The sequence below is a fragment of the Streptomyces sp. TP-A0874 genome (genome assembly GCF_001748085.1).
In the GTDB taxonomy this organism is placed as follows: Bacteria; Actinomycetota; Actinomycetes; order Streptomycetales; family Streptomycetaceae; genus Streptomyces.
The window spans coordinates 140396-161041 of the sequence record NZ_BBZK01000006.1 but is presented as its reverse complement, the minus strand read 5'-3'; the positions used below and the strand labels follow the sequence as shown (position 1 = coordinate 161041).

Sequence of the window (20646 nt, the reverse complement as noted above, 5' to 3'; positions counted from 1 at the left end):
CCGGCCCGGCCGGACGCCACCGTCCAAGGCGCCTCCGCCACCCCTACAGGGTGGCGGAGGCGATCGGCATCAGCCGGCGGGTCGGCCTCGGAAGAGGGGCGGCCGTGCCGAGCCACGCGTACCAGGAGCAGGAATGACGACAAGTCCGCAGAGCCCGCACACCGTCGCCGGAGGCGGTGACGTACGGCTGTGGGGCGGACGCTTCGCGGACGGGCCGGCGGAAGCGCTGGCCCAGCTGAGTGCGTCGGTCCACTTCGACTGGCGACTCGCCCCTTACGACATCGCGGGATCCCGCGCGCACGCGCGGGTGCTCCACTCGGCGGGGTTGCTGAGCGCCGACGAGCTGGAGCGGATGCTCCAGGGGCTGGACCGGTTGGAGGCGGACGTCGCCGACGGCTCCTTCACCGGCACCGTCGCCGACGAGGACGTGCACACCGCGCTGGAACGCGGTCTCCTGGAGCGGCTGGGCCCGGACCTCGGCGGCAAGCTGCGGGCCGGCCGCTCACGCAACGACCAGGTGGCGACCCTCTTCCGGATGTACCTGCGCGACCACGCCCGGATCATCGGGGGTCTGCTCACCGACCTCCAGGAGGCGCTGGTGGGCCTGGCCGAGGCGCACCCGGAACTCGCGATGCCCGGCCGGACCCACCTTCAGCACGCCCAGCCGGTCCTCTTCGCGCACCATCTCCTCGCTCACGTCCAGGCGCTTTCCCGGAACGCCGAGCGGCTGCGGCAGTGGGACGAGCGGACCGCGGTCTCCCCCTACGGGTCGGGCGCGCTCGCCGGCTCCTCACTGGGGCTGGACCCCGAGGCGGTCGCCGCCGAACTCGGGTTCGGCAACGGCTCGTCCGGCAACTCGATCGACGGCACCGCCGCCCGGGACTTCGTCGCGGAGTTCGCCTTCATCACCGCGATGATCGGCGTCGACCTGTCCCGGATCGCCGAGGAGGTCATCATCTGGAACACCAAGGAGTTCTCCTTCGTGACCCTCCACGACGCCTTCTCCACCGGTTCCTCGATCATGCCGCAGAAGAAGAACCCGGACATCGCGGAACTGGCCCGCGGCAAGTCGGGCCGGCTCATCGGCAACCTCACCGGACTGCTCGCCACGCTCAAGGCCCTTCCCCTCGCGTACAACCGGGACCTCCAGGAGGACAAGGAGCCGGTCTTCGACTCCTGCGACCAGCTGGAGATCCTGCTGCCCGCCTTCACCGGCATGATGGCCACCCTCACCGTCAACCGGGAGCGGATGGCGGAGCTGGCGCCGGCCGGCTTCTCGCTCGCCACGGACGTCGCCGAATGGCTGGTCAAACAGGGGGTGCCGTTCCGGGTGGCGCACGAGGTCGCCGGTGAGTGCGTCAAGGAGTGCGAGCGGCAGGGCATCGAACTGCACCAGTTGACGGACGGGCAGTTCGCGGCGATCTCCGAGCACCTCACCCCCGAGGTCCGCACCGTCCTCGACGTCCCCGGCGCGCTGGCGGCGCGCGACGGCCGGGGCGGCACGGCGCCGTCCGCGGTGGCCGTGCAGCTGGCCGAGGTCAAGGAGGACCTGGCCGTCCAGCGGGGGTGGACCGAGGCGAAGCGCTGAACCTCTGGCGAGATCACCCGACACGCGAGGAGGGTGCCGCCCACACCGGGCGGCACCCTCCTTCGCTGTGGGCCGGCCTCCGCCGAGGTCCGGCGGGTTCTCAGGCAGCCGCCTTCGCCTTGGTGGCGTAGACGTCGACGTACTCCTGGCCGGAGAGGCGCATGACCTCGCTCATGACCTCGTCGGTCACCGCGCGCAGCACATAGCGGTCCCGGTCCATCCCGTCGTAGCGGGCGAAGTCGAGCGGCGCGCCGAACCGGACCGTCACCTTGCTGATCCGGGGCAGGCCCTTGCCGCCCGGCTGCACCCGGTCGGTGCCGATCATGGCGAACGGGACCACCGGGGCCCCGGTCATCAGCGCCAGCCGGGAGACCCCGGTCCGCCCGCGGTAGAGCCGCCCGTCGGGGGAGCGGGTGCCCTCCGGGTAGATGGCGAAGACGCTGCCCTCCTCCAGCACCCGGCGGCCGGTCATCAGCGCGGCGACCCCACCGCGCCCGCCGTCCCGGTCGACCGGGATCATGCCGCAGGAGGTGAAGAACCAGGCCATCAGCCGACCCTTCAGGCCCTTGCCGGTGACGTATTCGTCCTTGCCGATGAAGAAGACCTTCCGGCGGACCACGATCCCGAGGAAGAGCGAGTCGATGAAGGTGACGTGATTACCCGCCAGGATCACGGCGCCGTCCTCCGGAATGTGGTCGGCGCCCTCGATCGTCGGGCGGTACAGGACGCGCATCAGCAGTCCGAGAATCGCCTTGAGCACAATGCGGGACAACGGGCCCTCCGGTAGCGATGGTTGTTCCGGCGCACACCCGGCAGCCACCTTTCCGGCCGCCCCTATAAGTATGCAGGTGAGGACGATACTCGCGGTGGTGCCTCGGCCGCACATCGGGTTGCGGGGCCGGATGCGTGGTGTCGCCGCTCCGTCGGGGGGCGTTCCGCGCGAATTCACTCCGGCGGAACCTCCGGCCGCCTACGATCAGCCCGTTGACCGTAAGACCTGACAGGTACCGGACACACACAAGGAGTGCTCATGGAGCAGTCGCAGGAGCAGGGGCCGAGGCGGCGCGCCCTGTTGGGGGCAGCCGCCCTGGGCGCGGGGGCCGCCGTGCTCGGCGGGGCGGGCGGCACGGCGCTCGGGACGGGCGTGGCGAGAGCCGACGACCGGAGCGGGCGCGACCTGCCGACCCCCACCGTGATCGCCCACCGGGGCACCAGCGGCTACCGTCCGGAGCACACCCTGGGCTCCTACCAACTGGCGCTCGACATGGGCGCGCACGTCATCGAGCAGGACCTGGTGCCGACCAAGGACGGTCATCTGGTCTGCCGGCACGAGAACGACATCACCGCCACCACGGACGTCGCCGACCACCCCGAGTTCGCGGGGCGGAAGACGACCAAGGAAGTCGACGGCGTGTCGATCACCGGATGGTTCACCGAGGACTTCACCCTCGCCGAGCTGAAGACGCTGCGGGCCACCGAGCGGATCCCCGACGTCCGCCAGCGCAACACCCTCTACGACGGCCGCTGGGAGGTGCCCACCTTCGAGGAGGTGCTGCGCTGGGCCGAACGGGAGGGGCGGCGGCGCGGTCGGCCGGTGTGGCTGCATGTGGAGACCAAGCACCCGACCTACTTCCGCGAGCTCGGCCTCGGTCTGGAGGAGCCGCTGGCGAAGCTGCTCCGCCGCCACGGGCGGCACCGGAAGCACGCGCCGAACTTTCTCCAGTCCTTCGAACCGACCAGCATGGAGCGGCTCGCCGGACTCGTCGACTGCCCCCGGGTGGTGCTCCTCGACTCACCCGACTCCAGGCCCTGGGACTTCGTCGAGACCGGAGACCCGCGTACGGTGGCGGATCTCGTCGAGCCCGAGGGGCTGAAGTGGATCGCCCGCTTCGCGCAGGGCATCGGACCCTCCCTCACGATGATCATCCCGCTGGACGAGGACGGCGCGCTGGGCGAGCCCACCACCCTCGTCCAGGACGCCCACGCGGCCGGGCTGATCCTCCACCCGTACACCGTGCGGAACGAGAACACCTTCCTTCCGACGGACTACCGGGTCGGTACCGACCCGAACGCCTACGGGAACGCCTTCGGGGTCTTCCAGCGGTACTTCGAGACGGGGATCGACGGGATCTTCACCGACAACGCGGACACCGGGCTGCTCGCGCGGGAGGACTTCCTCGCCGGCCGAGGCTGACCGTCCGGCCGCCGTGCCCCGGCCCTCGGTGCCGCCCCGCTCCCCGAGTACTCGGGGGAAGGGCGCCGGGGCACGGCGGAACCGGCTCCGGGCCGCTCGGAAGGGTGAGATGGGCGGCGCCCCGAAACCGGCCGGGGGCGGGCTTCAGTCCCGGCGGTTATGACGTTGAGTGATCTCCTCACCTCGCTTCGCCCGCTCCTCGCAGCCGAGGCGGCGGCCGAGGCCCTGGGTACGGGTATGGATCCGGCCGACATCGAGCAGGGCGTCCTCCTGCGGTTGCTGGAGCGGTCCGGCGGGCCGGATGCTGAGACCGGATCCGGCACCGTGCAGCCTCCGCCCGGACAGGCGGCCGACTGGCTGCGCGCCGCCGTCCGGGCGGAGGTGCGAGGAGCACGGCGAAGGAGCCGCCGGGAGGTGTCCTACGGTCAGGGCGACCCCCCGGGCCGTCCGGCGGTGCCCGTGGAGGACCGTGTGCTCGCCGGCGAGGAGCGGGGAGCGGTGCGCAGGGCCGTCCGCCGGCTGCCCGGGCGCTGTCCCCGGCTGCTGGGGGCGATGCTGTCGCCGGCCGATCCCACATACCGCGAAATCGCAGGTGAGTTGGGTATCTCACAGGGGAGTCTGGGGCCGGTCCGTTCCCGTTGCCTGAGCTGTCTGCGCAGAATGCTCGCAGCGGAGGTTGCCGCTTCCCGAGACGGGGGAAGGGAGCGTTGACCGGCGCCACGGAGGCGGTGCCCGCGAGCGGGGCCGCACTCCGTCCTGGCCGACGGTCCGGGCGCACCCAACACACCCTCATCGCGCCCGGGCGGACCGAACAAGGGGAGGCATGCGCACATGGGCATGAGCGTGACCATCTCTGCGGCGACCGACGACGACGCCGAGCAGATTCTCAAGCTGCAGTACCTCTGCTTCCAGCCGGAGGCCGAGCTGTACGGGGACTACGCCATCGAACCGCTCACCCAGAGTCTCGCCGATCTGCGCGCCGAACTGAGTCGGAGCCGGGTCCTGGTGGCCCGGCTGGGCGCGGAGGTCGTCGGCTCGGTGCGCGGTGCGGTGGACGCCGACGGAACCGCGAGCCTGGCCGCCCTGATCGTCCACCCCCGGATGCAGCGCCACGGGCTGGGGAGGCGGCTGCTCACTGCGATCGAACAGCAGATGGCCGTGGAGTCGGAAGCCAAGAGGTACCGGCTGCTCACCGGCCACCGGAGTGAGGGGCTGATGCGGCTCTACCGCCGCTGCGGCTACGCCCCGGTCGGCACCGAGCAGGTCTCCCGTGTGCTGAGCGTGGTCACCCTGGAGAAGCAGGCGCTCCCGCAGAAGTACGCCGCGAGCGCCTGAGGCCGGTGCGGCGCTCCGGGACCGGCCGGCGGACTGCGCCACAGGCCGCCGGCCGGCCGATGGCGCCTGAGGAGGGGGCGGCGGGGGCGACGGCCGGGTTGGGTCAGCGCCCGCCCTCGCCCGCGGGCTGCTTCCGGCGCAGCCACAGGAGCCCGGCCACCGGCAGGGCCACGGGCAGGAAGAGGTAGCCCACGCCGAAGTCGGACCACACCGTGGCGTCCGGGAAGGCTGACGGCTCGGCCAGCGTCCAGGCGCCGACGCCGAGCACGCCCAGCAGTTCGCCCGTGCAGCAGACCAGGCCCACCCTGCGGGCGCCCTCGCCGCCCCGTACCAGGGAGAGGGTGATGAGCGCGTACACCAGACCGGCGACCGCGGAGAGGGTGTAGGCGAGCGGGGCCTCGTCGAACCTGGTCAGTATCTGGGCGGCGGAGCGGGAGACCGCTGCCACCGTGAAGACCCCGTAGAACCAGACCAGCAGCCGCCCCGGTCCGGAGCGCAGGGTGTGGGCGCCGGGTCGGCGGTCCCCGGAGGCGGTGTTCTCCCGGGCGGTGCTTTCGGGAACGGCGCTGCCGCCGGGGGCCCGGGGCGTGGCCACCGAGGCCCCGCCGAGTTCCGCGTCCGTCGTGTTCCGCTCAGCCACCCGAGCCTCCCCAGATGTCGAACAGCCTGACTTCCAGCACGGCCAGCACGACCGCCCCGGCCGCCACCGTCGCCGAGCCCCACTTGGTCCGCTCCGCCAGCGACATGACGCCGGCCACCGGCACCACGGCCGTGGCACTGAGGAGGTAGGCCAGGAAGATCGCGGTGCCACCGCCGGGCTTCTCGCCGCCGGCCAGACGTACGACGCCTATCGTCAGCTGGACCAGGACCAGGAGCGTCACCAGGGCCATGCCGATGAAGTGCCAGTCCTTGGTCGGCTGGTCGCGGTAGACGGCCAGGCCGCACCAGGCGGCGAGTGCGAGCGCCGCGAGGGAGGCCGCGAGCGTCAGGGAACCGATCACGCGAGCCCCTCCGGCGAGACCGGACGCGGCCCCACGGCGGCCCGGCACGGTGCGGGGCGGCGAGCGGACGAAGTGGGCATGGGACGACTCTAATCCGCCGGACACGCGGGACGGCAGCCGCCCCTGAGGAACCCCGGGCGTGCGAACGGGACGCTGGAGGACGCCCGAGGGGACCTATCCGTCGGTCCGCCGGATGGGTCCGGTCCGCACTCTGAGACGGCCCGGCGTCCCAAGAGTGGTTCCGGCCACATTCCGGGGCCGGTTCGGGGCCTGCCTCCCGCCCGGGTTCGCCGCTTGGTGTCCGACGGGGCCCGGACTCGCTGAGCCCGTCACCTGGCTGCACCCCCAAGGTGGGGAGAATTGCCCCGGAATGAGGTGATTATTGGCCCCCTTGATGGGGTTGAGGTGCGGCATGTCCACAGTGCGAGCCAGATTATCCATACTGTGAGACAAGCTGATCGGTTTGTTCCGCTGTCTGTTTTACTTGCAGCCATGACCGCGACCAGCAGTGCCATCTCTGCGACCGGGGCGACGACGACCCCCGGGGCCTGTCGCATGTGTCGAATGTGTGACCGCTGAGGGCCACGTTCGTGCTCGCGCCCTGAAGCGAGACAGCGCGGCGCCGGGTTGTGACCCGCCGTACCAGGGGCGAAGCCGCACAGCGGTACCCCTGCCGAAGGCCGTGACCGCCCGTCGGAACTCCCCCGGACCCCACCTGCCGCGTCCAAGAGCAACGCCGTGCCCGGCCGCCCCGCGCCGCGCACCCGAGAGTGACGGACATCCTGTGATCACCACCAAGGACTTGACCAAGGTCTACCGCTCACGCGGTCGCGAGGTCCACGCCCTGGACAGCGTCGACCTGCACGTGCGGGAGGGCGAGGTGTACGGCGTCGTCGGCCGTAGCGGCGCCGGCAAATCCACCCTCATCCGATGCGTGAACCTCCTGGAGCGACCCAGCTCCGGCACCGTGACCGTGGACGGGCAGGAGCTCACCGCCCTGGCCGGGCGGGGACAGCGCGCCGGAGCCCCGCTGCGCCGGGCCCGCAGCCGCATCGGCATGGTCTTCCAGCACTTCAACCTGCTGTCCTCGCGTACCGTCCAACGCAACGTCGAACTCCCCCTGGAGATCCTCGGCCTCTCCGGTCGGGAACGCTCCCGCAAGGCCCTGGAACTGCTCGACCTGGTGGGCCTCGCCGCCCAGGCCAGGGCCTACCCCGCCCAGCTCTCCGGCGGTCAGAAGCAGCGGGTCGGCATCGCCCGCGCCCTCGCCGGCGACCCCAAGGTGCTGCTCTCCGACGAGGCGACCTCCGCCCTCGACCCGGAGACCACCCGCTCGGTGCTGCAGCTACTGCGCGACCTCAACCGGGAACTGGGCCTGACCGTGCTACTCATCACCCACGAGATGGACGTGGTCAAGGCCGTCTGCGACTCCGCGGCGCTCATGAAGGGCGGCCGGATCGTGGAGTCCGGCAGGGTCGCCGACCTTCTGGCCACGCCCGGTTCCGAGCTGGCCCGCGAACTCTTCCCGGTCGGAGGGGAGGCCTCCGGGGCGGATCGCACCGTCGTGGACGTCACCTTCCACGGGGACGCGGCCACCCGGCCGGTCATCTCGCAGCTCTCCCGCACCTACAACATCGACATCTCGATCCTCGGGGCGGCGATGGACACCGTGGGCGGCCGGCAGGTCGGCCGGATGCGGATCGAACTCCCCGGCGCCTTCGAGGAGAACGTGGTGCCGATCGGCTTTCTACGCGAACAGGGACTCCAGGTGGACGTGGCCGGCCCGGCAGCCGCCGTGGAGCAGGCCGCGGGCAGCGGCCTCGTCCACAGCACGGGCCTCGCCAAGGAAGGTGATCGTCGATGACCTGGTCTCAGATGCAGCCACTGCTGGCCGAGGGCTGTTGGGACACGCTCTTCATGGTCGGCTGGTCCTCCCTCATCGCGGTGCTCGGCGGGTTGCCGCTGGGCGTGCTGCTCGTCCTCACCGACCGGGGTGAACTGCTGCAGAACGCGCCGGTGAACAAGATCGTCGGTGTGGTGGTGAACATCGGACGCTCCTTCCCCTTCATCGTCCTGATGGTCGCGCTCATCCCCTTCACCCGCTGGGTGGTCGGCACCAGCATCGGCGCGGAGGCGACCGTCGTGCCGCTGGCGGTCGGCGCGATCCCGTTCTACGCCCGGCTGGTCGAGACCGCCGTCCGCGAGGTGGACGGCGGTCTCGTCGAAGCCGCGCAGTCCATGGGCGCCGGCACCTGGACCATCGTCCGCAAGGTGCTGCTGCCGCAGTCGCTGCCCTCGTTGGTGGCGGGCTTCACCACCACCGTGATCGCGCTCATCGGCTACTCCGCGATGGCCGGCGCCATCGGCGGCGGCGGGCTCGGCTCCCTCGCGCTGACCTACGGCTACCAGCGCTTCGAGACCGACTTCATGCTGGTCACCGTAGCCCTGCTGATCGTGCTGGTCACAGCCGTGCAGGTACTGGGCGACCTGGCCGCGCGGGCCATCGCGCGGCGCGGCAGGGCCACCTCCGCCACGCCCCGCACTCCGCTCCGGCGGCTCCGGACCCGTGGCACCCGCGGCGCGGCCCAGACCGAAGCGGCCGACCTCCCCGCGGCGGCCCCCAAGACCTTCTCACCCACGAGCCCGGACCCTTCGCCGGGCGGAACCACCCAGTAAGAAAGGCACTCTTCGTGCGCACCCCAGTGAAAACCACCATCACCGCGGCGGCAGCCGCCGCTCTCGCCCTCTCCCTCGCCGCCTGCGGATCCTCGGACTCCGACAAGGCCGGCGGAGCCGACCCCGAGGCGCCGCTCACCGTCGCGGCCAGCCCCACCCCGCACGCCGACATCCTCAACTACGTCAAGGAGAACCTGGCGCAGGACGCGGGGCTGAAACTGGAGGTCAAGGAGTTCACCGACTACGTCACCCCGAACACGGCCCTGCAGAACGGCGAGGTAGACGCCAACTTCTTCCAGCACAAGCCCTACCTGGACGACTTCAACAAGAAGAAGGGCACCGACATCGTGCCCGTCGTCAACGTCGAGCTGGAACCGCTGGGGCTCTACTCCAGCAAGCTGGAGAAGAGCGGCGACCTCCGCAAGGGCTCCACCGTCGCCCTGCCGAACGACGCCACCAACGGCGGGCGCGCGCTCCAACTCCTCGACGAGCAGGGCCTCATCGAACTGAAGCCAGGCAAGGGCAGCGAGGCCACCCTGGCCGATGTCAAGGACACCAAGGGCCTGCACCTCAAGGAGCTGGAAGCGGCCCAGCTGCCCCGCTCCCTCGACGACGTCGACGCCGCGGTGATCAACGGCAACTACGCCATCGAGGCCGGTCTCAACCCGGCCGAGCAGGCTCTGGCACTGGAGAGCGCGGAGGGCAACCCGTACGCCAACTTCCTCGCCGTCAAGGACGGCAACGAGGACGACTCGCGCGTCCGGAAGCTGGCCGAACTCCTCAACTCCGACGAGGTCAGGAAGTACATCGAGAAGGAGTTCGACGGCGCGATCATCCCCGCGTTCGGCGCCGTCGGTTCCTGACCCGCCCAGGGCGGCGACCGACCGAGGCCCGGCTTCCGGTGAAGACCGGAACGCCGGGCCTCGGCGCGCGTACGCGGCGCACAGCCCACCCGGCGCTGCACCGGACCCGCGCCATGCTGCATGCTGGGCTGTCCAGTCCACGGCTACGGAGAGGCGCATGAGACCCACCTTCCCGGACGTCTCCATCAGTACGGAGCGGCTGGTGCTGCGCCCGTTCGAGGAAGCGGACGTGCCCACCCTCGTGGAGATGATGGACGACGAACTCGTCACCGCATGGACCGCGCTGCCTCATCCGTACACCCCCCGGCACGCCCACGAGTGGGCCACTCGGCTCGCCCCGGCGGAGCGCACCGAGGGGCGCGGCATCGTGCTCGCCGTCGTCGAGTTCCTCACCCAGCGGCTGGTCGGCAGCGTGCACCTGCACAACACCGACTGGCGGTGCCGATCCACCGAAATCGGCTACGTCACCGCCCGCTGGGCCCGCGGGGAGGGGTACGCCTCGGAGGCGGTGCAGGCGGTCGCCCAGTGGCTCTTCCGCGACCAGGGGTTCGAGCGCGTCGAGCTGCGGACCGCGGCGGACAACACCGCCTCCCAGCAGGTCGCCCAGAAGGTCGGCTGCATCAGCGAGGGGGTCCTCCGCAACGCCTGGATAGCCCGGACCCAGACCGAGGACGGCGGCTGGACGGAGATCCGCACCGATCTCATCGTCTGGGGCCTGCTCCCCGAGGACCTCGAGGACCTCGCCGAACCCGCGGCGGGAGCCGGCGGGTTCGCCCACTTCCCGGATCCCCGGTGAGGGTCCCGCCCCACCTGCACCGGAGCCGCACCGACCAGAGTAATCTCACCGGTGTCCGCGCACCCGCGGGCGGAAGTCCGCGAAGCCCAGGAGACTGACGACGATGGCCGACCGGGTCACGGTGATCGGATGGGACGGTTCGCCACTCTCCACCGCGGCCCGATCAGCGCTGGGCGCCGCCACCCTGGTGGCCGGAGCGCGGCACCACCTGGCGCTGCCCGAGATCCCCCGGGGAGCCGAGCGGATCCAGTTGGGCAGCGTCGCCCTGGCCGCCCGCCGGATCGCCGGGCACCGGGGTACGGCCGTGGTGCTCGCGGACGGCGACCCGGGATTCTTCGGCGTGGTGCGGACGCTGCGGGCCCCGCAGCACGGGCTCGAGGTGGAGGTGGTCCCCGCCGTCTCCTCGGTCGCGGCCGCCTTCGCACGGGTCGGCATGCCCTGGGACGACGCGCGCGTCGTGGTCGCCCACAGCAGGGACCTGCGGCGCGCGGTCAACGTCTGCCGAGCCCACACCAAAGTCGCCGTCCTCACCTCGCCCGGCGCCGGACCGGCCGAACTGGCCCTGCTCCTCGGCCCGGTGCACCGCACCTTCGTCATCTGCGAGGAACTGGGCAGCGAACGCGAGCGCGTCTCCGTCCTCACCTCCGACAAGGTCGCCGACCACGAATGGCGCCACCCCAACGTCGTCATCTCCATCGGTGGGCTCCGCACCCCCGTCGTGCAGGGCAGCCCCTGGATCTCGGGACCCGACCCCGATCTGCCGCAGGAACCCCGAGGCTGGGCGCTCCCGGCCCATCAGTACGGCGCACGGCTGGGCGAGGGTGAGGGCGGCCAGTTGCGGGCTGCTCAACTCGCCCGGCTGGGGCCCCGGGTGGGCGACCTGCTCTGGGACATCGGGTCCGGCGGTGGTGCCGTGTCGGTGGAGGCCGCCCGCTTCGGCGCGGCCGTCATCGCCGTGGACCAGGACCCGGTCGCCTGCGAGCGGACGGCGGCGTCCGCCCGCGCCTTCGGCGTCCAACTCCAGGTGGTCCGGGGCCGGGCACCCCAGGTACTCGAAGACCTGCCGGAGCCGGACACCGTCCGGGTCGGCGGGGGCGGGCCCCCGGTGGTCGCCGCCTGCGCCGCACGGCGCCCGGAGCGCATCGTCTGCCACGCGGCGACCCGTGACGAGGCGGAGGCGGTCGGACGCGTTCTCTCGGAGGCCGGGTACCGCGTCGAGTGCGCGCTGATCCAGTCCGTCGAGTTGGACACCTCGGACCACTCCGGATGGGCGGAGACGGAGCGTTCGGTGGCCTTCTTCCTCTGCGGTCACCTGCCCCGGCGCACCTCCTGAGCAGAGCGGTCGGTGGCCTCCGGGGAGATCGCGGAGGGTAGGCTGGCGGACCGTCGCACTGTCGCAGGCCTTTCGAGGTTTCGTTCGTCAATGTCCTGAATGGACTCCTGAATTGGATGGAAATGCACAGCTTCCGGGTCGGCCCCGGGTCGGCTGGGTACTTGCGACGTGCCGCCCGGCGCGGACGCTCGTTCTTGCTGTGGGAGCGGTCGCTGCGTCGGGGGCGGGTGCGGCGGATGAGCGGTTCGAAGGAGCACTACCGATGGGCGAGGGGCACGCATGACTGACACCGGCCAGATCCCGGGCGAGGGACTGCCGGAGAACGCGGGCGGACAGCCGGAGGCGCCGCAGTACGCGGCGCCCTCCGCTCCCGCGGGCGCCGGCCAGTCGGAGCAGCCGGGGATTCCGGGAGGCTTTCCGGAATCCGGTGGGTACCCCGTCGCCGAGCCGGTGGAGCCGTGGCCGGGGCAGGACGACCTGCTGTTCCCCGATCCCCAGCAGCCCTGGGGAGAGTCGGGGCAACTGGTGGGCGGGGTACCGGACTACCAGGAGAGCCTGGCCCCCGAGGGGCAGCAGCCCCACACCGTGCACCCGGGCTACGAACCGGCACCGCGGCCCGGGTACGGCCAGCCCGGCTACGAGCAGCTGGCGGCCTACCAGCAGAACGCGCCACAGGGGCTGGAACTCGCACCGGACCCGGGGCCGCAGGAGGCGCCGGTGGCCCCGGACGGCCCCGGGCAGTCCGGCGGTACCGGGCAGTCCGCCGCCCCCGCGGAGGCCCAGCCGGAGACGGGGCGGTTCCCATCCGGCCAGCAGCCGACACCGGCTCAGCACAATCGGCCGAAGGAGCGGTCCGCCGCGCGGCCGACCCCCGTACGCCGGCCGCTGCACCTGGGGCCGCCGGTCCCGGACGCCTCCTCCGGTGGGGTGGTGCGCTCCTTGGCCGATCGCGGCCCGGCGGGCTCCCCGGCCCGGCACCTGGGGCCGCCCACCGGCGGACTCGAGTACCTCGACGTGTCACCCGGGGAGCCGGCAGGTGACACGGGGCCGGTCGAACAACCCGAGCCGTCCGGCCCGGAGCCGGACGCAGGGGCGCAGCCGTCGTCCGTCGAACCGCAACCACCCACCGGTTCCGGGGCGGTCACCGGGCCGGATCCGGTGGCGGGAGCCACGGCGTACGGCCACGATCCGGCTGCCATGCTGCCCGGTCCGCAGCTCGGGGAGATCCCCCCCTACGTAGCGCCCGGGGCAGCGGAGCCGGCGTCACAGCAGCAGGCCGCGCCCTTCGTCGAAGAGCCGGCCCCCGATCCGGTCATGCTGCCGGCACAGAACGTCGGCCAACTGCCGCCGGACACCGGGGCGGTACCGGCCCCGCAGCAGCCTGAGGCCTGGATCCCGGCGCAGCACACGGACGGTTCCCACTGGCCGGGCGGTGTCCCCGTGGCGCCCGACGCGACCCAGGGGCCCGCGGTGCCGCCGTCGGAAGCGCCGATGACCGCCGACGCCGAGACGGCCACGGACCCCGAGGCGGCTGTCGCCGAGACTGCCGTGGTCCAGGGCGCAGTCCCGGAGTCGGGTGTCCCGGACCCAGTTGCCCAGGGGCCGGTTGCCGCCGAGTCGGTCGTCCCCGAGTCGGTCGTCCCCGGGAAGGCCGCGCCTGGACCGGACGTGCCGGAAGCTGCCGCGCCGGGGCAGGGCGCGCCGCCCCCGGCGGCCGAGCAGCCTTCCCAGCCACTGCCCGCCGAACCCAACTCCGGTGGGCAAGCAGCTCCCACTCCGGAGATGGTCGTTCCGGGCGCAGCTGACACAACGACCGGTACAGCGACCGGAAGCACCGTCGAGGCAGCACCTGCGGAGGTGGTAGCGGAGCAGGTCGCGCCGCCCACGGCCGAGGAGCCCGGCGCCGTTTCCGACACCGCGGACCCGGCGGGCCCCGCAGCAGCGGGCGCACCGACCGCTGCCGACAGCAGCCCGGCGCCGGAGGCCGACCCCGCGGAGTCGGGCGTCGTGCAGCAGGAGGAGCCCGTCGTCGCCACCGGGACCGCCGCTGACGCCGGGCCGGACGACGCGCCCACCTCCCCGTCAGCCGAGGCGCAAGCCGCTCAGGTCGAGCCGCCGGCTCCGCTCGCCCGGTCCGCCGAGGAAGGCGAGCAGGGCGCCGAGGCCGGGACGGAGGAGGGAACGGCGCCGTCCGGGGCATCGCCGCAGGCCGCCCCGGGCGCTGCAGCGGCGCCCGAGCAGTCCGCGGAGACCGCTGCACAGCCCGCCGGGACCGAGGAGGCGTCCGCCGAGCCGGCCCCCGCGGAGGCGCGGGCGGAGCCCGCCGAGGAAGAGCACGAGGCCGGGCCGGCGGTCGGAGAGCCGACTCCGCAGGCCGGCACGGAGCCCAGGGGAGCCGAGACCGCCGCGGAAGGAACGGAGTTCGCCGCGCCCGCGGCGACGACCGGGAGCGAAGTCGACCAGGAGGTGGGCGAGGACGGTCCGGGTGAAGTCGAACAGGCCGCCAGCACGCCTGAGACCGAACAACCCGCGGCCGGCGTCGAACCGAGGGAGGCTTCCGGAGACCAGGCCGAGCAGGAACGGAGCGAACCGGCAGCGTCGGACGCCCCGGAGTCGCCGGAGGAGGCGGCCACCGGGTTCGCCGAAGCGGAACGGGCCGCAGTGCTCCGCGTGATGCGTGAGCGCCGCGACATCAGCAGCGGATTCCGCTCCGACCCGGTGCCGCACGACGTCCTGCTCCGGGTCCTGGAGGCCGCCCACACGGCGCCCAGCGTCGGCCACTCCCAGCCCTGGGACTTCGTGGTCATCCGCTCCGCCGAAACCCGGCAGGCGGTCCACGAACTGGTGTCCCGTCAGCGGGAGGAGTACGCCAGGTCGCTGCCCAAGGGGCGGGCCAAGCAGTTCAAGGAACTCAAAGTCGAGGCCGTGCTGGAGACCCCGGTCAACATCGTGGTCACCGCCGACCCGACCCGCGGTGGCCGGCACACCATGGACCGGCACACCCAGCCCAAGACGGCGCCGTACTCCTCGGCCCTCGCCGTGGAGAACCTGTGGCTCGCGGCCCGCGCCGAAGGACTGGGCGTCGGCTGGGTGAGCTTCTTCGACGAGCGCGAGCTGGTCCGCCTGCTGGGGCTCCCCGAGCACCTGGAGATCGTCGGCTACCTCTGCCTGGGGTACGTGGACGAGTTCCCGGAGGAGCCGGAGCTGCTCCAGACCGGCTGGTCGAAACGGCGCCCGCTCTCCTGGGTCGTGCACGAGGAAACCTACGGACGTCGGGCGCTGCCCGGCGAGGGCCCGCACGACCTGCTGCGGGAGACACTGCAGGGCATCCGGCCGCTGGACGCCAAGGCGCTCGGTGAGGCCTGGGAACGCCAGAAGCGGATGACCAAGCCGGCGGGCTCGCTCGGCATGCTGGAGATCATCTCCGCCCAGTTGAGCGGCCTCTCCCGGCAGTGCCCGCCGCCGATCCCGGAGCCCGCGGCCGTCGCCGTCTTCGCCGGTGACCACGGGGTGCACGCCCAGGGCGTCACCGCCTGGCCGCAGGAGGTCACCGCCCAGATGGTGGCCAACTTCCTGGCCGGCGGAGCGGTCTGCAACGCCTTCGCCGGTCAGGTCGGGGCCGAGGTGTGCGTGGTGGACGTGGGCGTCGCCGCCGACCTGCCGGCGACCCCGGGGCTGATGCCGCGCAAGGTGCGTCCCGGCACCGACGACTTCACCGCCGGTCCGGCGCTCTCCCGGCAGGACGTGCTGCGGGCGGTGGAGGTGGGGATCGAGACGGCACGCGATCTGGTCGCCGCCGGGAACAAGGCCCTGGTCAGCGGTGAGATGGGGATCGCGAACACGACGGCCTCCGCCGCGCTGGTCTCCGTCTACACCGGCCAACCACCGGCGGAGGTGACCGGGCGCGGCGCGGGCGTCAACGACGAGACCCACGCCCGCAAGGTCGATGTCGTCCGCCGGGGGCTGGAGCTGCACCAGCCGGACCCGGCCGATCCGATCGGTGTGCTGGCGGCGTTCGGCGGGCTGGAGCACGCCGCCCTGGTCGGCCTCGTCCTCGGGGGTGCTTCGCTGCGCACACCGGTGATCCTCGACGGGGTCACCGCGGGAGCAGCGGCCCTGGTGGCCCGGGCCATGGCGCCGGAGGCACTCGCCGCGTGCATCGCCGGCCACCGCAGCAGCGAACCGGGGCACGTCGCGGCGCTGACGAAACTGGGCCTGCGACCGCTGGTCGACCTCGATCTCAGGCTCGGCGAGGGGACCGGTGCCCTGCTGGCGCTGCCCGTGGTCCAGAGCGCCGCGCGGGCGATGCACGAGGTGGCCACCTTCGACTCCGCCGGGATCACCGGGAAGGCGTGAGGAGACCGCCGCCCGCGCGGTGCCGACCGGGTGCCCCCGGCGCGGAGACCGGCGGCCGGCGGTGGAGGCCGCGGGCGATGGCCGGCTGGCCTCGGCAGTAGGCTGGGAGCGCTCACCAGCGGCGACGGGAACGCGGACCCGGCGCGCCGCGCCGGTGGGCACCGCGGCGGCCGCCCCCGGGAGCGGCCGTCTCTCCCCGCCGCTCCACCGCCGCAGCGGCCCGAACCTCTCAGCAGGAGCCGCGAAGCCATGAGCGAACACGCCGTCTACCCCGTCGGACTCCGCCTGGCCGGACGCCGGGTGGTGGTGCTCGGAGCCGGGGCGGTGGCTGGGCGGCGGCTGCCCGGCCTGCTCGCCGCGGGAGCGGACCTGCGGGTGATCTCTCCCGAGGCCACCGTGTCGGTCCAGGCCATGGCCGAGGCGGGCGAGCTGCACTGGGAACGCCGCTGCTACCGGGAGGGAGACCTCGCCGGCGCCTGGTACGTGCTCATCGCCACCGACGACCCGGCGGCCAACGAAGCGGCCTCGGCAGAGGCCGAGGAGCGCCGGGTGTGGAGCGTGCGCAGCGACGACGCCACGGCCGCGACCGCCTGGACCCCGGCCACCGGGCGCACCGACGGGCTCACCGTCGCCGTGCTCACCGGCCGGGACCCGCGTCGCTCCGCGGCGGTCCGGGACGCCGTGGTGGAAGGGCTGAGGGACGGCCGGATCGCCGCCGAGCGCGGCAGGGACCGGCACCGCGGACGCGAGCCGGGAGTGGCCCTCGTCGGCGGCGGGCCCGGTGACCCGGAGTTGATCACGGTGCGCGGTCGGCGGCTGCTCGCCGAGGCCGACGTGGTCATCGCCGACCGGCTCGGCCCCCGGGACCTGCTGGACGAACTCCCGCCGCAGGTCGAGGTGGTCGACGCGGCGAAGATCCCCTACGGACGCCATATGCCGCAGGAGGCCATCAACGCGGCCCTGATCGAGCACGCGAGGGCCGGGAAGGCCGTGGTCCGACTCAAGGGCGGGGACCCGTTCGTCTTCGGTCGGGGCATGGAGGAGGCCCAGGCGCTGGCGGAGGCCGGCATCCCGTGCACGGTGGTACCGGGCGTCACCAGTGCCGTCAGCGTGCCGGGCGCCGCCGGCATTCCGGTGACCCACCGGGGGCTGGCACACGAGTTCACCGTCGTCAGCGGCCACCTGGCGCCCGACGACCCGCGTTCGCTGGTGGACTGGCAGGCGCTGGCCGCGCTGCGGGGCACCCTGGTGCTGCTGATGGCGGTCGAGCAACTGGGGGCCATCGCGGAGACGTTGATCGAGCACGGGCGCGCCGCCGACACACCGGTCGCCGTGGTGCAGGAGGGCACGACGGCCGGCCAGCGCCGGCTGGTGGCCACCCTGGCCACGGTCGCCCGCGAGGTGGCGGCGGAGCGGCTGCGTCCGCCCGCCGTGGTGGTCGTCGGGGCCACCGTGGGCCTGCTCCAGCCGCCGACCGGCGGCCCCGGCCCGGAGGCGTCCTCCGGCAGCGAGGGCGGGAGCCGTGGCTGATCCCATCGTCGTCGACGATCCCGGCGACCCCAGGCTCCACGACTACACCGGACTGACGGACGTCGAGCTCCGTCGCCGACGCGAGCCGGCGGAGGGCCTGTTCATCGCCGAGGGGGAGAAGGTCATCCGAAGGGCGCTGGAGGCCGGCTACCAGATGCGGTCGATGCTCCTCTCGGCCAAGTGGCTGGAGACCATGGGCGATGTGATCGACACCGTGACCGCGCCGGTGTACCTGGTTCGACCGGAGCTCGCCGAGCAGGTGACCGGGTATCACGTGCACCGTGGCGCGCTCGCCGCCATGTGCCGCAAACCGGCCCTCAGCGCCCCGCAGGTGCTGGCCGGCGCGCGGCGTGTGGTGGTCATGGAAGCGGTCAACGACCACACGAACGTCGGAGCGATATTCCGCAGCGCCGCCGCCCTCGGGATGGATGGGGTGCTGCTCTCGCCGGACTGCGCGGATCCGCTCTACCGGCGCTCCGTCAAGGTCTCCATGGGAGCCGTCTTCGCCGTGCCCCACGCCCGGCTGGAGAACTGGCCGGGCGGACTGGAGATGACCGGCCGGGCCGGCTTCCGGCTGCTCGCCCTGACCCCGCACGAGAAGGCCGTACCCCTGGACACCGCCGTGGCGAAGGGGCCCGAGCGCATCGCGCTGATGCTGGGCGCCGAGGGAACCGGACTCTCGCGGCAGGCGCTCTCCGCGGCGGACGAGTGGGTCCGCATCCCGATGGCTGACGGGATCGACTCGCTGAACGTCGGCGCGGCGGCGGCCGTGGCCTTCTACGTCGCCTCGAACGGGAGGGGCCGGGCGCCGCGCTGAGTCCGCGGCAGCCGGAGCCCAGGGGGCACCTCAGCCGCTCGCGTGCTCGGCGCTGTGCTGTGGCGAGGACCCCTTCCCCAGCCGGCCGAGGCCTTCGGTGTCCTCCTGGCAGCCCTGCACGGCGGCGATGGCGAGCGCCACGATCAGCGTCACCGTAACGAAGATCACCAGCCGCTGGCGCAGCAACCGACCTCGCTCCTCGCCCGTAGGGCGGCGCCCGCCGGGGGCTCGGGCCGTCGGGCGGCCGACCGCCCGGTCCGCTCTCGGGCGGCTCCCGGAGGAGCGTGGACCGGTGTCCGTCGGGCCGCGCGCGCCCTCCGGGCGGGTGCGCGGCGCGGGGGGCGCGCCTCCGGGCTGCGGCAGCGTCCGGGCCACCCGGGCGCGCGGTGCCGGCGCACCGCGCTCGGCCCGCTGCCGTCGGGGCTGCTGCCCCTCTGCGGTCCCGACCGATCGCGGCCGGGGGCGAGGGGCGCGGTTCGCCCCCGGCTCACCGCCGTGCACCTCGCGGGCCGCGATCTCCTTCAGGCGCAGCGACAGTTGGAGGGTGTTCGGCCGCTCCTCCGGGCTCTTGGACAGGCAGGCGTGGAGCAGCGGGGCGAGAGCGTCGGGGACCTGCCGCAGCTGCGGCTCCTCGTGAACGACGCGGTACAGCATCACCTCCGAACTGCCCTGGCCGAAGGGGGAGTGGGCGGTCGAGCAGTAGGCGAGCGTGGCGCCGAGCGCGAAGACGTCCGTGGCCGGGGTCACCGCCGCGCCCCGGACCTGCTCGGGGGCGAGGAACCCCGGCGAGCCGACCGCGGTGCCGACGTGCGTCAGGGTGCTGGCCCCGGTCGCCCAGGCGATGCCGAAGTCGATGATCCGCGGCCCCTTGGGGGATAGCAGGATGTTGGACGGCTTCAGGTCCCGGTGGACCACCCCCGCCTCGTGCACGGCGAGCAGCCCCTCCGCCAGCGCCGCCCCGACCGAGGCGGTGTAGGCGGTCGACAAGGGGCCGTCGTCAGCCACCTTGTCGTGCAGCGAGGGCCCCGGCACATACTGCGTCGCGAACCAGGGGCGGTCGGCCTCCAGGTCGGCCGCCACCAGACGGGCTGTGCAGCCGCCCCGGATCCGCCGGGCCGCGGAGACCTCCCGGGCGAAACGGGACCGGAACTCCTGGTCCTCGGCGAGGTCGGGACGGATGACCTTCAGCGCCACCCGCTGCCCCCGCCGGTCCGACCCGAGGTAGACCACTCCCATGCCGCCGGCGCCCAGCCGACGATGGAGCCGGAACGATCCGACGACACGCGGGTCCTCGCGCCGGAGCCGCATCATCGTCATGTCCATCCCCGCCTGCTGATCCATCTGACGAGCCACAGCTTACGGACCCGGACCGCGCCGCGCGCACAGGCCGCGCTGCGTCGCCGGCGCCGTGGCCGGCGGTGGACCGGAAGGAAGCCGGGGTGACGGGGCCGGCAGTCCGGCGGCGGCGGGCCGGTGCTACCGCGCGGCCGAACCCCGCGACGCGGGCCCCGTGTTGGCGCCCGCGGCCGGGTTCCAGGGCACGGTGGAGTGATCCGCCGGCTCGACCCGGCCGGGTGGAGGAGATGACCTTCACCCGGCCTCCACCCCGTCTCCACCCTGAGGAGTACGTGCGCCCCGTGCCGCTCATCCTTCCGTAGGTCCGCCGATCGGTACGAGGGCATGATGTCCGCCCGTTCCCGCCGGCCTACGGTGGCTGAAGGCGGCGGGCGTAGTGCTCGTCCCCCGAGATCAGACGCTCGCCGCCGCAGAACGCACAGACGCTCGCCGCCGCGGAGGTCGGTCGCTCGCCGTCACTTGACGAGAGCCCCGTGACGGCCGGGCGATCCGCTCGCGGGCCGCGGTGGGGCCGACGGTCGCGGCCCTCCGTCCTCCGGGGCTCGTACCGGGCCGTCCGGTGCCCCGCCGGTGTCCCGGGACGGCGCCGAGCGGGGCACCGTGGCGGCCCCCCTCGCGGAGACGGAGGATCCTGCCCGCCCAGACGTCACCCGTGGCCGGAGCACCGCGGTGTTGAGTCCGCCCCAGCTCCGGAAGAGCGGTCCCAGCTGGGCCTCCGGTCATAACCCCGTGGGGACGGGGGTGCGGGGACGGCGCGACGCCCGGACGGTCACCGACCGTCCGGGCGTCGCGGCGCGCGTT

Annotated in this window: 16 protein-coding genes; 12 read left to right on the top strand and 4 right to left on the bottom strand. The window is 73.3% G+C overall.

Features of this window, described 5'->3' with window-relative positions; translation table 11 throughout:
* The first annotated feature begins 133 nt into the window (after positions 1 to 133).
* Positions 134 to 1588, top strand: coding sequence for an argininosuccinate lyase (gene argH / locus BGP73_RS11190; protein WP_069814141.1), 1455 nt, complete (start codon positions 134 to 136; stop codon positions 1586 to 1588).
* Between the two features lie 100 nt (positions 1589 to 1688).
* Here argH and BGP73_RS11185 read toward each other — a convergent pair whose 3' ends face one another.
* Positions 1689 to 2360 carry a lysophospholipid acyltransferase family protein gene (locus BGP73_RS11185; protein ID WP_069814140.1) on the bottom strand — a complete coding sequence of 224 codons (672 nt, stop codon included), beginning with the start codon at positions 2358 to 2360 and terminating at the stop codon, positions 1689 to 1691.
* A gap of 258 nt (positions 2361 to 2618) precedes the next feature.
* Here BGP73_RS11185 and BGP73_RS11180 point away from each other — a divergent pair, with 258 nt between their 5' ends.
* The 3 genes from BGP73_RS11180 to BGP73_RS11170 all read left to right on the top strand — a co-directional run bounded on the left by BGP73_RS11180 (position 2619) and on the right by BGP73_RS11170 (position 5117).
* Positions 2619 to 3782: a glycerophosphodiester phosphodiesterase gene (locus tag BGP73_RS11180; RefSeq protein WP_069814139.1), complete on the top strand. Its 1164-nt coding sequence runs from the start codon at positions 2619 to 2621 to the stop codon at positions 3780 to 3782.
* A gap of 159 nt (positions 3783 to 3941) precedes the next feature.
* On the top strand, positions 3942 to 4493 hold the full coding sequence (locus BGP73_RS11175) for an RNA polymerase subunit sigma (RefSeq protein WP_069814138.1): 552 nt from the start codon (positions 3942 to 3944) through the stop codon (positions 4491 to 4493).
* 120 nt (positions 4494 to 4613) lie between these two features.
* Positions 4614 to 5117: a GNAT family N-acetyltransferase gene (locus tag BGP73_RS11170; protein ID WP_069814137.1), complete on the top strand. Its 504-nt coding sequence runs from the start codon at positions 4614 to 4616 to the stop codon at positions 5115 to 5117.
* A gap of 103 nt (positions 5118 to 5220) precedes the next feature.
* Here BGP73_RS11170 and BGP73_RS11165 read toward each other — a convergent pair whose 3' ends face one another.
* A complete protein-coding gene (locus BGP73_RS11165) occupies positions 5221 to 5712 on the bottom strand; it encodes a hypothetical protein (protein ID WP_069814322.1) in 492 nt (163 codons plus the stop codon).
* A 37-nt stretch (positions 5713 to 5749) separates the two neighbouring features.
* On the bottom strand, positions 5750 to 6118 hold the full coding sequence (locus BGP73_RS11160) for a hypothetical protein (protein WP_069814136.1): 369 nt from the start codon (positions 6116 to 6118) through the stop codon (positions 5750 to 5752).
* 784 nt (positions 6119 to 6902) lie between these two features.
* Between BGP73_RS11160 and BGP73_RS11155 the strand changes: the two genes are divergently transcribed.
* From BGP73_RS11155 to BGP73_RS11120, 8 genes are all read left to right on the top strand, one after another.
* Positions 6903 to 7982, top strand: a complete 1080-nt coding sequence (locus tag BGP73_RS11155; RefSeq protein ID WP_069814135.1) for a methionine ABC transporter ATP-binding protein — start codon at positions 6903 to 6905, stop codon at positions 7980 to 7982.
* Entirely contained in the window at positions 7979 to 8794 is an 816-nt protein-coding gene (locus BGP73_RS11150; protein WP_107474019.1) for a methionine ABC transporter permease, read from the top strand. Before BGP73_RS11155 ends, BGP73_RS11150 begins: the two co-directional genes overlap by 4 nt.
* A 14-nt stretch (positions 8795 to 8808) precedes the next feature.
* Positions 8809 to 9657 carry a MetQ/NlpA family ABC transporter substrate-binding protein gene (locus BGP73_RS11145; RefSeq protein WP_069814134.1) on the top strand — a complete coding sequence of 283 codons (849 nt, stop codon included), beginning with the start codon at positions 8809 to 8811 and terminating at the stop codon, positions 9655 to 9657.
* 157 nt (positions 9658 to 9814) lie between these two features.
* Positions 9815 to 10453 carry a GNAT family N-acetyltransferase gene (locus tag BGP73_RS11140; RefSeq protein ID WP_069814133.1) on the top strand — a complete coding sequence of 213 codons (639 nt, stop codon included), beginning with the start codon at positions 9815 to 9817 and terminating at the stop codon, positions 10451 to 10453.
* Positions 10454 to 10556: 103 nt separating this feature from the next.
* Positions 10557 to 11786, top strand: a complete 1230-nt coding sequence (gene cbiE, locus BGP73_RS11135; protein ID WP_069814132.1) for a precorrin-6y C5,15-methyltransferase (decarboxylating) subunit CbiE — start codon at positions 10557 to 10559, stop codon at positions 11784 to 11786.
* Between the two features lie 279 nt (positions 11787 to 12065).
* Positions 12066 to 16142: a nicotinate-nucleotide--dimethylbenzimidazole phosphoribosyltransferase gene (gene cobT, locus BGP73_RS11130; protein ID WP_069814131.1), complete on the top strand. Its 4077-nt coding sequence runs from the start codon at positions 12066 to 12068 to the stop codon at positions 16140 to 16142.
* Between the two features lie 249 nt (positions 16143 to 16391).
* Entirely contained in the window at positions 16392 to 17672 is a 1281-nt protein-coding gene (cobA, locus tag BGP73_RS11125) for a uroporphyrinogen-III C-methyltransferase (protein ID WP_069814130.1), read from the top strand.
* Positions 17665 to 18489, top strand: a complete 825-nt coding sequence (locus BGP73_RS11120) for a TrmH family RNA methyltransferase (protein ID WP_069814129.1) — start codon at positions 17665 to 17667, stop codon at positions 18487 to 18489. Before cobA ends, BGP73_RS11120 begins: the two co-directional genes overlap by 8 nt.
* A 30-nt stretch (positions 18490 to 18519) precedes the next feature.
* On the opposite strand, the gene BGP73_RS11115 is transcribed toward BGP73_RS11120, so the two are convergent.
* The gene (locus tag BGP73_RS11115) at positions 18520 to 19812 is read right to left on the bottom strand and encodes a serine/threonine-protein kinase (protein WP_079127428.1); all 1293 of its coding nucleotides are present in this window, start codon (positions 19810 to 19812) and stop codon (positions 18520 to 18522) included.
* Positions 19813 to 20646 lie beyond the last annotated feature (834 nt).

Excerpts from the sequence above, each read along its gene's own strand:
- BGP73_RS11140 (WP_069814133.1), top strand. The coding sequence starts at position 9,815 with ATGAGACCCACCTTCCCGGACGTCTCCATCAGTACGGAGCGGCTGGTG.
- BGP73_RS11180 (WP_069814139.1), top strand. The coding sequence starts at position 2,619 with ATGGAGCAGTCGCAGGAGCAGGGGCCGAGGCGGCGCGCCCTGTTGGGG.
- BGP73_RS11115 (WP_079127428.1), bottom strand. The coding sequence starts at position 19,812 with ATGGACATGACGATGATGCGGCTCCGGCGCGAGGACCCGCGTGTCGTC.
- BGP73_RS11175 (WP_069814138.1), top strand. The coding sequence starts at position 3,942 with ATGACGTTGAGTGATCTCCTCACCTCGCTTCGCCCGCTCCTCGCAGCC.
- cbiE (WP_069814132.1), top strand. The coding sequence starts at position 10,557 with ATGGCCGACCGGGTCACGGTGATCGGATGGGACGGTTCGCCACTCTCC.
- argH (WP_069814141.1), top strand. The coding sequence starts at position 134 with ATGACGACAAGTCCGCAGAGCCCGCACACCGTCGCCGGAGGCGGTGAC.
- BGP73_RS11170 (WP_069814137.1), top strand. The coding sequence starts at position 4,614 with ATGGGCATGAGCGTGACCATCTCTGCGGCGACCGACGACGACGCCGAG.
- cobA (WP_069814130.1), top strand. The coding sequence starts at position 16,392 with ATGAGCGAACACGCCGTCTACCCCGTCGGACTCCGCCTGGCCGGACGC.
- cobT (WP_069814131.1), top strand. The coding sequence starts at position 12,066 with ATGACTGACACCGGCCAGATCCCGGGCGAGGGACTGCCGGAGAACGCG.
- BGP73_RS11150 (WP_107474019.1), top strand. The coding sequence starts at position 7,979 with ATGACCTGGTCTCAGATGCAGCCACTGCTGGCCGAGGGCTGTTGGGAC.